This is a genomic window from Candidatus Pantoea symbiotica (genome assembly GCF_056491525.1).
Genome location: NZ_JBSZHR010000002.1, coordinates 492,637 through 505,695, shown reverse-complemented (window position 1 = coordinate 505,695; position 13,059 = coordinate 492,637). Strand labels below are relative to the sequence as shown.

General features: G+C 52.8%; 13 protein-coding genes. 4 read left to right on the top strand and 9 right to left on the bottom strand.

Features of this window, described 5'->3' with window-relative positions; all coding sequences use genetic code 11:
- The first annotated feature begins 154 nt into the window (after positions 1-154).
- The 3 genes from coaE to yacG are packed head-to-tail and all read left to right on the top strand — an operon-like array spanning position 155 to position 1,717.
- Complete coding sequence (gene coaE / locus ACXIZX_RS02915; RefSeq protein WP_479403561.1) at positions 155-763, top strand: dephospho-CoA kinase; 609 nt, start codon at positions 155-157, stop codon at positions 761-763.
- Between the two features lie 4 nt (positions 764-767).
- On the top strand, positions 768-1,511 hold the full coding sequence (zapD, locus tag ACXIZX_RS02910; RefSeq protein ID WP_061718118.1) for a cell division protein ZapD: 744 nt from the start codon (positions 768-770) through the stop codon (positions 1,509-1,511).
- Between the two features lie 8 nt (positions 1,512-1,519).
- Complete coding sequence (gene yacG, locus ACXIZX_RS02905) at positions 1,520-1,717, top strand: DNA gyrase inhibitor YacG (protein ID WP_061718119.1); 198 nt, start codon at positions 1,520-1,522, stop codon at positions 1,715-1,717.
- A gap of 27 nt (positions 1,718-1,744) precedes the next feature.
- On the opposite strand, the gene mutT is transcribed toward yacG, so the two are convergent.
- A complete protein-coding gene (gene mutT, locus ACXIZX_RS02900; protein ID WP_479403560.1) occupies positions 1,745-2,140 on the bottom strand; it encodes an 8-oxo-dGTP diphosphatase MutT in 396 nt (131 codons plus the stop codon).
- A 186-nt stretch (positions 2,141-2,326) separates the two neighbouring features.
- On the opposite strand from mutT, the gene ACXIZX_RS02895 reads away from it, so the two are divergent.
- Positions 2,327-2,713 carry a winged helix-turn-helix domain-containing protein gene (locus tag ACXIZX_RS02895; RefSeq protein WP_179451973.1) on the top strand — a complete coding sequence of 129 codons (387 nt, stop codon included), beginning with the start codon at positions 2,327-2,329 and terminating at the stop codon, positions 2,711-2,713.
- A gap of 39 nt (positions 2,714-2,752) precedes the next feature.
- Here ACXIZX_RS02895 and secA read toward each other — a convergent pair whose 3' ends face one another.
- The 8 genes from secA to murC form a co-directional block, all read right to left on the bottom strand.
- A complete protein-coding gene (gene secA, locus ACXIZX_RS02890; protein ID WP_061718120.1) occupies positions 2,753-5,458 on the bottom strand; it encodes a preprotein translocase subunit SecA in 2,706 nt (901 codons plus the stop codon).
- Between the two features lie 76 nt (positions 5,459-5,534).
- Positions 5,535-6,035, bottom strand: a complete 501-nt coding sequence (gene secM / locus ACXIZX_RS02885) for a secA translation cis-regulator SecM (protein ID WP_479403559.1) — start codon at positions 6,033-6,035, stop codon at positions 5,535-5,537.
- 274 nt (positions 6,036-6,309) lie between these two features.
- Positions 6,310-7,227: a UDP-3-O-acyl-N-acetylglucosamine deacetylase gene (gene lpxC, locus ACXIZX_RS02880; protein WP_007888639.1), complete on the bottom strand. Its 918-nt coding sequence runs from the start codon at positions 7,225-7,227 to the stop codon at positions 6,310-6,312.
- Between the two features lie 101 nt (positions 7,228-7,328).
- Positions 7,329-8,483 (bottom strand): cell division protein FtsZ, encoded by a 1,155-nt coding sequence (gene ftsZ, locus ACXIZX_RS02875; RefSeq protein WP_008108602.1) that lies wholly within the window; start codon positions 8,481-8,483, stop codon positions 7,329-7,331.
- Between the two features lie 71 nt (positions 8,484-8,554).
- Positions 8,555-9,811, bottom strand: a complete 1,257-nt coding sequence (ftsA, locus tag ACXIZX_RS02870; RefSeq protein WP_007888634.1) for a cell division protein FtsA — start codon at positions 9,809-9,811, stop codon at positions 8,555-8,557.
- Complete coding sequence (gene ftsQ / locus ACXIZX_RS02865; protein WP_154192991.1) at positions 9,808-10,647, bottom strand: cell division protein FtsQ; 840 nt, start codon at positions 10,645-10,647, stop codon at positions 9,808-9,810. The genes ftsA and ftsQ overlap by 4 nt, the downstream gene beginning before the upstream one ends.
- A gap of 1 nt (position 10,648) precedes the next feature.
- On the bottom strand, positions 10,649-11,569 hold the full coding sequence (locus ACXIZX_RS02860; RefSeq protein ID WP_479403558.1) for a D-alanine--D-alanine ligase: 921 nt from the start codon (positions 11,567-11,569) through the stop codon (positions 10,649-10,651).
- Complete coding sequence (gene murC / locus ACXIZX_RS02855) at positions 11,562-13,037, bottom strand: UDP-N-acetylmuramate--L-alanine ligase (protein ID WP_479403557.1); 1,476 nt, start codon at positions 13,035-13,037, stop codon at positions 11,562-11,564. The genes ACXIZX_RS02860 and murC overlap by 8 nt, the downstream gene beginning before the upstream one ends.
- Positions 13,038-13,059: the final 22 nt, after the last annotated feature.

The window sequence follows — 13,059 nt, the reverse complement described above, 5'->3', positions numbered from 1 at the left end:
TTATCATACGCGCCATTCGTTCCGCGACAAGACTGCGAATTTCACTTTATTTAGGCTACAATCCCTTAAATTTAGCTGAGAAAATTGATTGTGATCATGCTCTCATCTTGCTGTGGTTAATCGCCGCTCACGATATAAATTTTGCGAGAACGTTATGCCTTATACCGTTGCGCTCACCGGCGGCATTGGCAGTGGTAAAACCACTATTGCCAACGCTTTCGCAGCGCTAGGCGTTGATATTATTGACGCTGACGTCATTGCCAGAGAAGTTGTTGAGCCTGGAACGCCGGCCTTAAAGGCGATTGCTCAGCGTCATGGAGACACCATTCTGACGGCAGAAGGCACGCTCTATCGTGCACGGCTTCGTGAAATTATTTTCCAGCAGCCACATGAGAAAAACTGGCTCAATCAATTGCTTCATCCACTTATTAATGCCCGCACGCAACAATTAAAGTTACTGGCTACTTCACCTTATGTGCTTTGGGTGGTGCCGCTGTTGGTCGAAAACGGCTTACAGCATCAGGCCGATCGCGTGTTGGTTGTGGATGTGGATACCGCCACGCAGTTGCAACGCACACAACAGCGGGATGGCATTTCGCTGAGTCAGGCGAAAAAAATTCTTGCCGCACAGGCCAGTCGCGAACAGCGCATAGCCTGTGCGGATGACATCATTGATAACAGCGGTACACCTGAGCAGGTGCTACCGCGCGTTGCTGAGCTTCACCAGCGCTATCTGCGCATGGCAGCAACCGGAAAGGATTAACATCATGAGCACAGTGGTTCTGTTTGAACACCCTTTGAATGAGAAGATGCGTACCTGGCTGCGCGTCGAATATCTGATTGATCAGTTGCATGAAACGGTGCCGGTTAGCGGTTCGGTATCAGCACTTGGCGTGTTCCGCATCCTCAGTGATTTGCTGGATATTTTTGAGCGCGGCGATATGCGCACTGAATTGCTAAAAGAACTGGAGCGCCAACAGCAAAAGTTACGCGCATGGCTGGATGTGCCGGGCATTGACGAACTGCGCGTGAATAATTTGCGTCAGCAGTTGAAGCAATACTCAAGCGAACTGATGGCGGCACCGCGCATGGGCCAACAGTTGCGAGAAGATCGCCTGGTTGCTCTGGTGCGTCAGCGTCTGAGCATTCCCGGCGGCTGCTGCAGTTTCGATCTACCAAGCCTGCATATCTGGCTGCATCAGGAGCAAGCGGTGCGAGATGTTCAGGTCAATGGCTGGCTGGAATCACTGAATCCGTTGCGTAATAGTTTGACGATGATCCTCGATTTAGTGCGTCAGTCTGGCATCTTTCGTCATCAAACCAGCCTCAACGGCTTTTATCAGGATAACGCCGAAGGATCTGATTTGCTGCGCCTGCAATTGACGCTGGAAGACGCGCTCTATCCGCAAGTCTCGGGCCACAAAAGCCGTTATGCGATTCGTTTTCTGCCGTTAGACAGCGAACGCGGAGAAGTACCAGCGCGACTGAATTTTGAATTAGCTTGTTGTTAGAGGAAGTTATGCCGGAAGAGATTATTACCGTACCTTGCCCCAACTGTCGTCGCGATGTGATTTGGGATGAGTTGAGCCCGTGGCGGCCATTCTGCAGTAAACGTTGCCAGCTGATTGATTTAGGTGAATGGGCAGCAGAAGAGAAACGCATTCCCAGCAGCGGTGACCAGATGGACAGCGATGACTGGAGCGAAGAACAGCAGTAAAAAGTAAGGGGCTTTCCGCCCCTTCACTTAAACTTCGCCAGCCACTAATCTGCTAATCAGTTCATGGTTCGCAGGCGGAAATTCATCCGCGATCAAATCCTGCTGTTCGACCCAACGCTGTGGCTGACCTTCACGGCCATAAGGCTCGCCGTTCCAGCCTTCAACCAGAAAGAAATGCAGCGTAACGCGCAGATCTTCATAACTGTGATCGGCCTGACCAATTGCGCTTGCCGATGTGACTTCAATACCGGTTTCTTCCATCAACTCACGCTTGAGCGCCTGCTCGGCAGATTCATCTTGTTCAATTTTTCCGCCAGGAAACTCCCATTTATTCGCCATATAGGAGCTTGCCGCACGCTGGGCAAGGAAGATTTGACGTTCTGTATTGCGAATGATGCCCACCGCAACCTGCAGGTGTTTCATAAGCTGGATTCCGCTTTTAATAAATGAGCGCTGAGTGTAAATCAGACATCGAGTGATGTTAACCGTTGAGAGGAAAGTGACGTCCCGCGCCGCACAAAAGCCAGTGATTAAGACATGTCGTAATGATCGCAACCGGGAATGTTGGGAATACTCGCAGCCACTTTCTTCTGCCAAACCCGATTACCTATGGAATTCAAAGAAACAACGTTTCTGGCGCAAAATACGCCGGAACAATTACAAGCCCTACGCCATCTGGTATTTCATGACATCCTGACGTTAGACAGTGCTAAGAACACCTTAACATGGTGGCCTGAACACAAAGTTATTTCGTTGAATGAAGCGCAAAAACGATTTTTCTCCTGCCTGCTGCTGCGTATTACCTCAAAGCGTCAGATTATTGCCACGGTATGGAATGAGAGCTATCCGAGCATTAGCGACAACAATTACCATCAGCTACTGTTCCAAAGTCGGGCGCTGTTGAAGCGAGCTGGCTTGCCGGATGGTCTGCTAGTGACGCTACCGTATCATGGCGTACGCCTAAACGAAGAGAAACTAATGGCGATAACACGCTAAATCGTAAGCAAAAAAAGGAGCCCGAAGGCTCCTTTTTTATCAGGCCAGACGACCGTGGCACTGTTTGTATTTTTTGCCGGAACCACATGGGCAAAGATCGTTACGCCCCACTTTACGCTCTCCGCCTTGTGCGGCTAACGCTTCGGCTGCGGCGGTGGCATCATCAACGTGGCTCAGCTGTTGCTGCTGCGCTAAACGCTCTGCTTCCTCACGGCGCTGTTGCTCCATCGCTTCCACTTCTTCTGGCATGCGCACCTGAACTTTGCTCAGGGTACTGATCACTTCGTATTTCAGTGACTCCAGCATCGCCGCAAACATAGAGAAGGATTCACGTTTGTATTCCTGCTTCGGATCTTTCTGCGCATAACCGCGCAGATGAATACCCTGACGCAGATAATCCATCGCCGCAAGATGCTCTTTCCACAACGAATCCAGCGTTTGCAGCATCACGCCTTTCTCGAAGTTGCGCATCATCTCTTCGCCGACCACTTCTTCTTTGGCAGCATAGTTTTCCGCAGCGTGAGTCATGATGCGTTCGCGCAGCGTCTCTTCATGAAGATCAGGCTCTTTATCCAACCACTCAGCAATAGGCAGATTCAGATCAAAGTCGTTACGCAGACGCTCTTCCAGACCGGCAACATCCCACATCTCTTCCAGTGACTGCGGCGGAATGTAGGTATCAATGGTGGTTTTGTAGACGTCTTCACGAATGCTGTTGATGGTTTCAGACACATCAGACACATCCAGCAGTTCGTTACGCTGGCTGTAGATGGCGCGACGCTGATCGTTAGCAACGTCATCGTATTCCAGCAGCTGTTTACGAATATCGAAGTTGCGGCTTTCCACTTTACGCTGAGCGTTGGCAATCGCTTTGGTCACCCATGGATGTTCAATTGCTTCGCCTGGCTTCATGCCCAGTTTACGCATCATGTTTGATACGCGATCTGAAGCAAAGATACGCATCAATGCATCTTCCATCGACAGGTAGAAGCGTGAAGAACCAGCATCACCCTGACGACCCGCACGACCACGCAGCTGGTTATCGATACGGCGAGATTCGTGACGTTCAGTACCAATGATGTGCAGACCGCCCGCAGCCAGCACCGCATCGTGACGCAGTTTCCACGCCTCTTTCATCGCCTGAATCTGTTCTTCGGTTGGCTCGTCCATCGCGGCAAGCTCAGCCTGCCAGCTACCGCCCAGCACGATATCGGTACCACGACCGGCCATGTTGGTTGCGATGGTAACCGCTGCAGGTTGACCCGCCTGAGCAACGATATCCGCTTCGCTGGCGTGGAATTTGGCGTTCAGCACGCTGTGCTTGATGCCCGCGCGCGTCAGTTCGTTGGAAACGACTTCCGATTTCTCAATCGAAATGGTACCTACCAACACCGGCTGCCCTTTGGCGGTACAGGCACGGATGTCTTCGATAATGGCGTCGATCTTCTCTTTCTCGGTCATGTAGACCAGATCGGCCATATCTTTACGCACCATCGGACGGTTGGTTGGCACCACGATAGTGTCGAGCTTATAAATGGAGCTGAATTCAAATGCTTCTGTATCTGCGGTACCGGTCATACCGGCCAGTTTCTCGTAGATACGGAAGTAGTTCTGGAAGGTGATGGAAGCCAGCGTCTGGTTTTCATTCTGGATTTCCACGCCTTCTTTCGCTTCAACCGCCTGATGCAGACCATCTGACCAGCGGCGACCTTGCATGGTACGACCGGTGTGCTCATCAACGATGATCACTTCGCCATCTTTAACGATGTAATCAACATCGCGAGTGAAGAGTGCATGAGCACGCAGCGCCGCAGTAACGTGGTGCATCAACATGATATTTGTCGGTGAGTAGAGTGACTCGCCTTCTACCATGATGTTTTGGCTTACCAGCAGCTCTTCAACTTTTACCAGACCGCGCTCGCTCATGTGTGCCTGGCGCGCTTTTTCATCGACCCAGAAATCACCTTCGCCCTGGAAGGTTTCAGAGTCTTCTTTTTCCTGACGCACCAGATGCGGGATGATCTTATTAACTTTGGTATACAGCTCAGAACTGTCTTCAGCTGGACCAGAGATGATCAGTGGCGTACGCGCTTCATCGATCAGGATTGAGTCGACTTCATCCACCAATGCGTAATGCAACTTACGCTGCACGCGCTCTTCCGGGCTGAACGCCATGTTGTCGCGCAGGTAGTCAAAGCCGTATTCGTTATTGGTGCCGTAGGTAATATCAGCGGCATAAGCTGCACGCTTCGCCACGGCCGGCATGTTTGGCAGGTTAATGCCGATGGTCAGGCCAAGGAATTCAAACAGTGCACGGTTATTTTCGGCGTCACGCTGCGCCAGATAGTCATTGACGGTAACAACGTGCACACCTTTGCCACTCAGCGCATTCAGATAAGCGGGTAAGGTCGCGGTCAGGGTTTTACCTTCACCGGTACGCATCTCTGCGATGCAGCGCTCGTTGAGCACCATGCCGCCAATCAGCTGCACATCAAAGTGACGCATACCGAATACGCGTTTACTCGCTTCACGTACGGTGGCAAAGGCTTCTGGGATCAGGCTTTCAAGGCTCTCGCCTTTTTTCAGACGCTCACGGAACAGGTCAGTTTTCGCTTTCAGTTCATCGTCAGAGAGCTTAACGAAATCCGGCTCCATCTTATTGATGACATCTACGATTTTACGCATACGGCGCAGAGTACGATCATTGCTGCTGCCGAACACTTTAGTTAACAATTTGATTAACATGATAAATTTTTCTCAATTCAGCCGTGGTCTCACGGACTGCAAAATCTGATACAGGATGTGGAAAAAACGTTAGCAGTTAAGCAATGAAAGGCCCGGCGCGGATGCCATGAATAGCAGCCTGCCAATCAGCAGAGGAATGGATTTGTGGTTCGTTGTGGCGCAGGTTTTGTTGCGGCTCAACAACAGTTAGCGCTTGCGCGGGAGAAGTCAGCAGCGCCTGAAGCGAACCAATCAGCGCCAGCTTTTGTGCCGCCAGCGGCACAGCTTGATCGGCCTCCGCCTGAGCGGGCGGCGTCATGCTAAACGAAAGGTGGCGAATAACCGTGCGAATCGCATGCTGGTGCCAGTAATCGACGTTGAAGTTAGGTCGACGCGCGCTTTCCTGCAGACGAATCAGATGATCAAAGTGGACAACATTGCCGACAAACAGGCTGCTGATCGGCGAATCATTTGCTTTGGGCTCAGCACTTTGCGCGCAGGCAGGCAAACCTAGACTGGCCGCCACCATCCCCAACAGGAGATGTGGCCAGAAATAGCGTCTGCCTAATTGTCGCCAGCGTGAGAAAATCCCGATCACAATCCGTCCACAATGCATTGAATAAAGTGATAAAGCGGTCGCCAAAATTAGCGTTACCCAGCTTATATGAGCGCCAGATGATAGCACTTATGTGGGGCTTCGACACCAGTGATTAAAGGGGCTTCGGCGGAATTCACGTTTTTTTGTACAGGGTTTCGCCACTCACTACAGCGAATTGAGATCGGTTTGGCAGGATTAAAAGCGAGGCAATAAAAAACGGCAAGTTCAACTGACCGGAGAGGGTGTCAGCGAAACCTGCCGTTTTATGTCTGACTTAGGCCAGAACTAAATTTGGTGCTTTGAATGCCAGCGGCAGTTCAGCTTCATCTTCGAAGGTCGCCCATTCCCAGGCTTCCTGCTTAGCCAGAACCGCTTGCAGCAACTTGTTGTTCAACGCATGGCCAGATTTAAAGGCGGTAAACGCGCCGATAACATTGTGGCCGCACATGAACAGGTCGCCGATCGCATCGAGCATTTTATGACGAACAAATTCGTCTTCAAAGCGCAGACCGTCTTCGTTTAATACGCGGAAATCATCGAGGCCAATCGCACAATCTAAACTACCGCCCAGGCACAGGCCTTTAGACTGCAGATATTCGATTTCACGCATAAAGCCAAAAGTGCGCGCACGGCTGATTTGGCGGACAAAGTTCTCAGCCGAGAAGTTGAGCTGGTAACGCTGCGAGCTTGAGTCGATCGCTGGATGTTTGAAGTCGATAGTAAAGTCGAGTGAGAAACCGTTATACGGTTTGATCTCGGCCCACTTATCGCCATCTTCCACACGCACCGTTTGCTTGACGCGCACGAATTTCTTCGCGCTGTTCAGCTCTTCGATGCCTGCGTCCATCAGCAGATAGACAAAAGGCGCGGCACTGCCATCCATAATCGGGATTTCCGGTGCATCAACTTCAACAATAATGTTGTCAATACCTAAGCCCGCCAATGCGGCGTTCAGATGTTCAACTGTTGAAATACGCACGCCTTCATCATTCACCAGGCAAGTACTCAGCATGGTGTCGCGCACATATTTTGCATCAGCCGGGAAATCTACCGGTGGATTCAAGTCAGTGCGACGATAGATGACCCCGGTGTTAGCCGACGCAGGGCGTAACGTCAGTGTGACTTTCTTGCCGGTATGTAAACCGACACCAGTCGCCTGAACAATACGTTTTAATGTCCTTTGTTTGATCATCGCTTTATCTCGCAATATTACCTGTCCGACCGCTAGTATAAATTACCAGCGGGCGAATACTTTAGCACAAAGAGCGGAGAATCCCAATTCTCGGGATATTCTTAGTCTGCCTGCTTACGCAAGAAGGCTGGAATATCAAGGTAATCGGGTTCTTTGCTGGATGCCGCCGGTTGGTCATTTACCACTTTCGCAGCCGGTTTCTGCTCCTGCGGCAGCGGCGCCATGCCGTGCTGCTGGTAGCGATGATCCATCACTGGCTGAGTGGCCGGCTTGTTGGTCACTAGAGTGATTTCAGGGCGCTTATCCATGCCGATGCCGGTTGCAACCACAGTCACACGCAGTTCATCGTTCATCTCTGGATCCAGAGAAGTACCGATAACCACGGTTGCGTTGTCAGATGCGAAGGCGCGGATGGTGTTACCCACGGTTTCGAACTCATCAAGACGCAGGTCGAAGCCCGCAGTGATGTTGACCAGCACGCCGCGCGCGCCAGACAGATCGATGTCTTCCAACAGTGGAGAAGAGATCGCCATTTCTGCCGCTTCTTCTGCACGGTCTTCACCACATGCCACGCCTGAACCCATCATGGCGTAACCCATTTCTGACATCACGGTACGCACGTCCGCGAAGTCGACGTTCATCAGGCCAGGACGCGTAATCAGTTCAGCGATACCCTGCACTGCGCCTTTCAATACGTCGTTAGCTGCGCCGAACGCATCCAACAAAGAGATACCGCGACCCAGAACTTTCAGCAGCTTGTCGTTTGGAATAGTGATCAGTGAATCGACATGCTTCGACAGTTCTGCGATACCCTGCTCAGCAAAAGCCATACGCTTTTTGCCTTCAAAGTTGAATGGCTTAGTCACCACCGCAACAGTCAGGATACCCAAATCTTTTGCCACTTCAGCCACAACTGGCGCTGCACCGGTACCGGTACCGCCGCCCATGCCTGCTGCGATGAACACCATGTCTGCACCATCCAGCGCAGCACGCAGTGCTTCGCGATCCTCTTCTGCAGAGTTACGACCCACTTCTGGGTTCGCACCTGCACCAAGACCTTTAGTGATATTGGTCCCGATCTGGATCGTCTGGCCGACCGCTGTCTTACGCAACGCTTGCGCGTCGGTGTTTACAGCGAAGAATTCCACACCTTCGATACGCTCGCGTACCATGTGCTCTACGGCGTTGCCACCGCCACCGCCGACGCCGATGACTTTAATCACCGCGTCATTGGTTAATTCCATAGGTTCAAACATGATTTCTCTCCGTTATGTGCCTGTCGCCTGGAGATCATAAACATTGCCAGCATGATCTCCTTTTTCAAAAATTAAAATTCTTTCTTCAGCCAGCTATTGATTCGTTTAAACCAGTTGCCCACTGAAGCACGTTTTTCCGTTTCTGCATCACCGTTCATGTGTGACTCTTTGCCGTAATGCAGCAGGCCAACTGCCGTAGAGTAATACGGCTCCTGCGCATAATCTGTCAGGCCGGTGATGTTAAGCGGCTGTCCGATGCGCACTTGCGTATGGAACACGCGCTGTGCGCAGGCTGCCAAACCTTCAATCTGCGCCGCACCACCGGTCAGCACGATACCGGCCGCCAGATGATGTTTCACGCCTTGCTGGCGCAGCTGCTCCTGTAATTGCAGAATCTCGTCGTTGACCAGATTCAACAGTTCGGTGTAACGCGGCTCAATCACTTCAGCCAGCGTTTGACGCTGCAGGCTACGTGGTGGACGTCCACCTACGCTCGGCACTTCGACATTTTCGTCTTTGCCGACAATCGAGCCCAATGCGCAACCGTGACGCACTTTAATCGCTTCTGCGTCGGTCGGCGGTGTACCAAAAGCGTAGGCGATATCGCTGGTTACCACGTTCCCGGCATACGGGATCACTTTGGTATGACGCAATGCGCCGCCAGTATAAACAGCGATATCCATTGTACCGCCACCGATATCAACAACACAGACGCCCAGCTCACGTTCATCTTCTGTCAACACTGAGAAACTGGATGCCAGGCCGGCAAAAATCAGTTGGTCAACTTTCAGGCCACAACGTTCAACGGCTTTGACAATATTTTTTGCCATATCGTTGTGGCAGGTGATCAAATGTACTTTCGCCTGCATACGCACGCCGGAAAGTCCCACTGGATTCTTGATGCCTTCCTGATAATCGATGGCATATTCCTGCGGAATGACATGCAGGATACGATGCTCATCACGCACGCGAACGGATTTCGCCGTATGCACCACGTTCTCTACATCATCCTGAGTCACTTCCTCTTCCGAAATCGGAACCATCCCGATTTCGTTCTGACAACTGATATGTTTGCCCGATAAAGCAAGGTAGACCGATGAAATCTGGCAATCCGCCATCAATTCAGCCTGATCGATGGCGCGCTGTACGCATTTCACCACCGACTCCAGATCGTTTACGCCGCCTTTATCCATGCCGCGAGACGGGCAACTGCCCACCCCAATAATATTGACCATACCATCGGGCAGAATTTCCCCAACCAGGGCGGACACCTTCGCGGTGCCAATTTCGAGTCCTACTACCAGTTTTCTGTCCGTTGCCTTGATCATTGTGGTTTAGCCTGTGCCTGGTTCTGTTGCTGATTACTGTCCTGTGGCTCTATCGGTGCAGCGGCCCAACCTACTGCGGCGCCTGAATCGTAGCGCAAATCAACATACGTGATGCGCTGGTTCTGACTCTGGCCCTGCTGCTGCAAATCCGGATAAAGCTCAATAAAACGGTTCAGACGCTTCATGGTATCGCTGCGACCTAATTCGATGCGCACATCGTCACTGGTCACTAATTGCCACGAGCGCCGCGCCGTCATCGACGCGACCTTCAGGGTAAACTTGTTAGCCTTTAACACATCACTCATGGTGTGATAGCCAGCTAACACCTCGTTTTCACTGCCTTCCGGGCCGTACAGCATTGGCAACGCTTCTTTGCCAACGTGACTGGCCGGGACGCTGAAGGAGACGCCATCGGCGTCCACCATGTGTGAGTCGTTCCAGCGTGCCACCGGAACGTACTCCACCAGATTTATCTTCAGCTCATCAGGCCACTGCTTGCGCACACTGACCTGCTTAATCCAGGGTAAACGCTCAATCTGCTGCTGGATGATATCCACGTTCTGCGACATGAAGGTTCCCGGCGCGCCAAGCGATAAAATGGCCTGGCGAATATCATCATGCGTGGTGTAGTGGGTTTGCCCGGTCACCACCAGCTTCGATAACGGCAAGCGTGACGCGTCATTCATCCACTTCAGCACCACGAGGCCGCCCGCCACCATAATGCCCAGCACAATCAGCAGGAACACCATGCCAAACAGTCGCGCACCGTTGCTACGCCCGGAGCGTGTCCGCTCCTGAGGTTCACGATTGCGTACTCGTATCGCCGCCTGAGACATATCAGTCAGCCAGCTCCAGAATACGCGCTACCAGCTGCGGGAAGCTGTATCCCGCTTGCTTCGCGGCCATCGGCACTAAACTGTGGCTGGTCATGCCAGGCGAAGTATTCACTTCCAGCAACTGGAAGTTGCCCTCGCCGTCAGCCATCACGTCGACACGACCCCAGCCGCTGCAACCCAATGCGCGCCAGGCTGACCACACCAACGTCTGTAATTCTACTTCCTGCTCGGCGCTTAATCCGCTCGGGCAGAAGTATTCAGTATCGTCAGAAATGTATTTAGCTTCATAGTCATAGAACTCGCTGGCGGTTTTAATTCTGATGGAAGGCAGAATTTGCTCACCCACGATGCCCACGGTGTACTCCGCGCCGCTCAGAAAAGCTTCGATCAGTACGTCATCATCATGACGAAAAGCTTCTTCAAGCGCTGCGGGTAATGCATCCGCATGGTTCACGCGGCTGATACCCACGCTAGAACCTTCGCAGCTTGGCTTCACAAACAGCGGTAAGCCCAGCGCCTCAATGGCGGCGGTGGTATCGGCGTCTAAACCTTGCTCATGCTGCTGACGCGTCAGCCAGACAAATTTGCCTGAGGGTAATCCCCTGCCCTGCCACAGCAATTTGCTGCGCAGTTTGTCCATGGTGATGGCGGAAGCCATCACGCCGCTGCCGGTATAGGGCAGTTGCAGGAACTCCAGCACCGCTTGCAGCGTGCCGTCTTCACCACCACGACCGTGCAAAGCAATAAACGCTTTAGCGAAGCCCTGCTGTTTCAGATCCAGCACCGACACATCACGCGTATCGACCGCATGCGCATCGATGCCCATTTCACGCAGTCCAGCTAGCACCGCCGCACCGGACATCAGCGAAACTTCGCGCTCTGCCGAAGTGCCGCCCATCAATACTGCAACCTTCTCAGTCATGGCGCGCCTCCGTCTTAACGGCAGGCTGCAATTCGTTTTCGGCCAGCTTGCGAGCAATCTTGCCGATGTTGCCTGCGCCCTGCACGATCACCAGATCGTCGCCCGACAGCAACGGCGCCAGCGCGTCTGGCAGCGCGTCATGCTCAGAGACCAGAATCGGATCAACCTTGCCACGGTTACGAATCGCGCGGCACAGCGAACGGCTGTCAGCGCCCGGAATCGCGGCTTCACCCGCCGGATAGACATCCAGCATCAGCAACACATCCACCTGCGACAGCACATTAGCGAAATCATCAAACAGGTCACGCGTGCGCGTATAACGATGCGGCTGGAACACCATTACCAGCTTCTTGTCAGGCCAGCCTGCACGTGCGGCTTTGATGGTGACATCCACTTCGGTGGGATGATGACCGTAATCGTCGACCAGCATCGCGCTGCCTGGATTACCGTTAACGGCGGCGGTATCGAACTCGCCCAGCACGTCAAAGCGGCGTCCAGTGCCCTGGAAGCTCTCCAGCGCGACCAGAATCGCGTTATCTTCAATACCTTCTTCGCTGGCGACAGCTACCGCGGCAGCCGCGTTCAGAGCGTTATGACGGCCCGGCGCGTTCAGCGTCACTTTCAGCACCGGCTTATCCTGACGAATAATGGTGAAGTGCCCTTGTGCGCCACGCTGCTCATAATTCTCGATACGCACATCCGCGTCATCGCTGAAGCCATAGGTTGTCACCTGACGACCTACGCGCGGAATCAGGTCACGAATCACCGCATCATCCACGCACATCACCGCGCGTCCGTAGAACGGCAGGTTGTGCAGGAAGTTAATAAACGTCTGTTTCAGGTTCTCAAAATCGCCCTGATAGGTGTCCATATGATCGGCTTCGATGTTAGTGACAATCGCCACCATCGGTTGCAGATGCAGGAAGGACGCATCACTTTCATCTGCTTCTGCAATCAGGTAACGGCTGCTGCCCAGGCGCGCATGCGTACCTGCGGCTTTAACCAATCCACCGTTAACGAAGGTCGGATCCAGTCCGCCTTCCGCGTAAATGCTGGTCACCATCGCGGTGGTGGTGGTTTTACCGTGCGTACCGGCAACGGCAATGCCGTGACGGAAACGCATCAGTTCTGCCAACATCTCAGCGCGACGAATCACGGGAATACGCTGCTCACGTGCGGCAACCAGCTCAGGGTTATCCTGCGCAACGGCTGTCGACACTACGACAACGCTGGCATCAGTGACGTTTTCCGGACGATGATTGAAATAAATCGTCGCGCCCAGCGCTGCCAGATGCTGTGTCACCGCGTTCGGTGCCAGATCAGAACCGCTAATGTTATAGCCTTCGTTCGCCAACACCTCGGCAATACCGCCCATGCCAGCACCACCGATGCCGACAAAGTGAATGTGCCGGACGCGACGCATCTCGGGCACAATAGAACGCAGTTTTGCCAATTGTTGTGTATTCATCTGTTTCAATTACCTGTTTTTC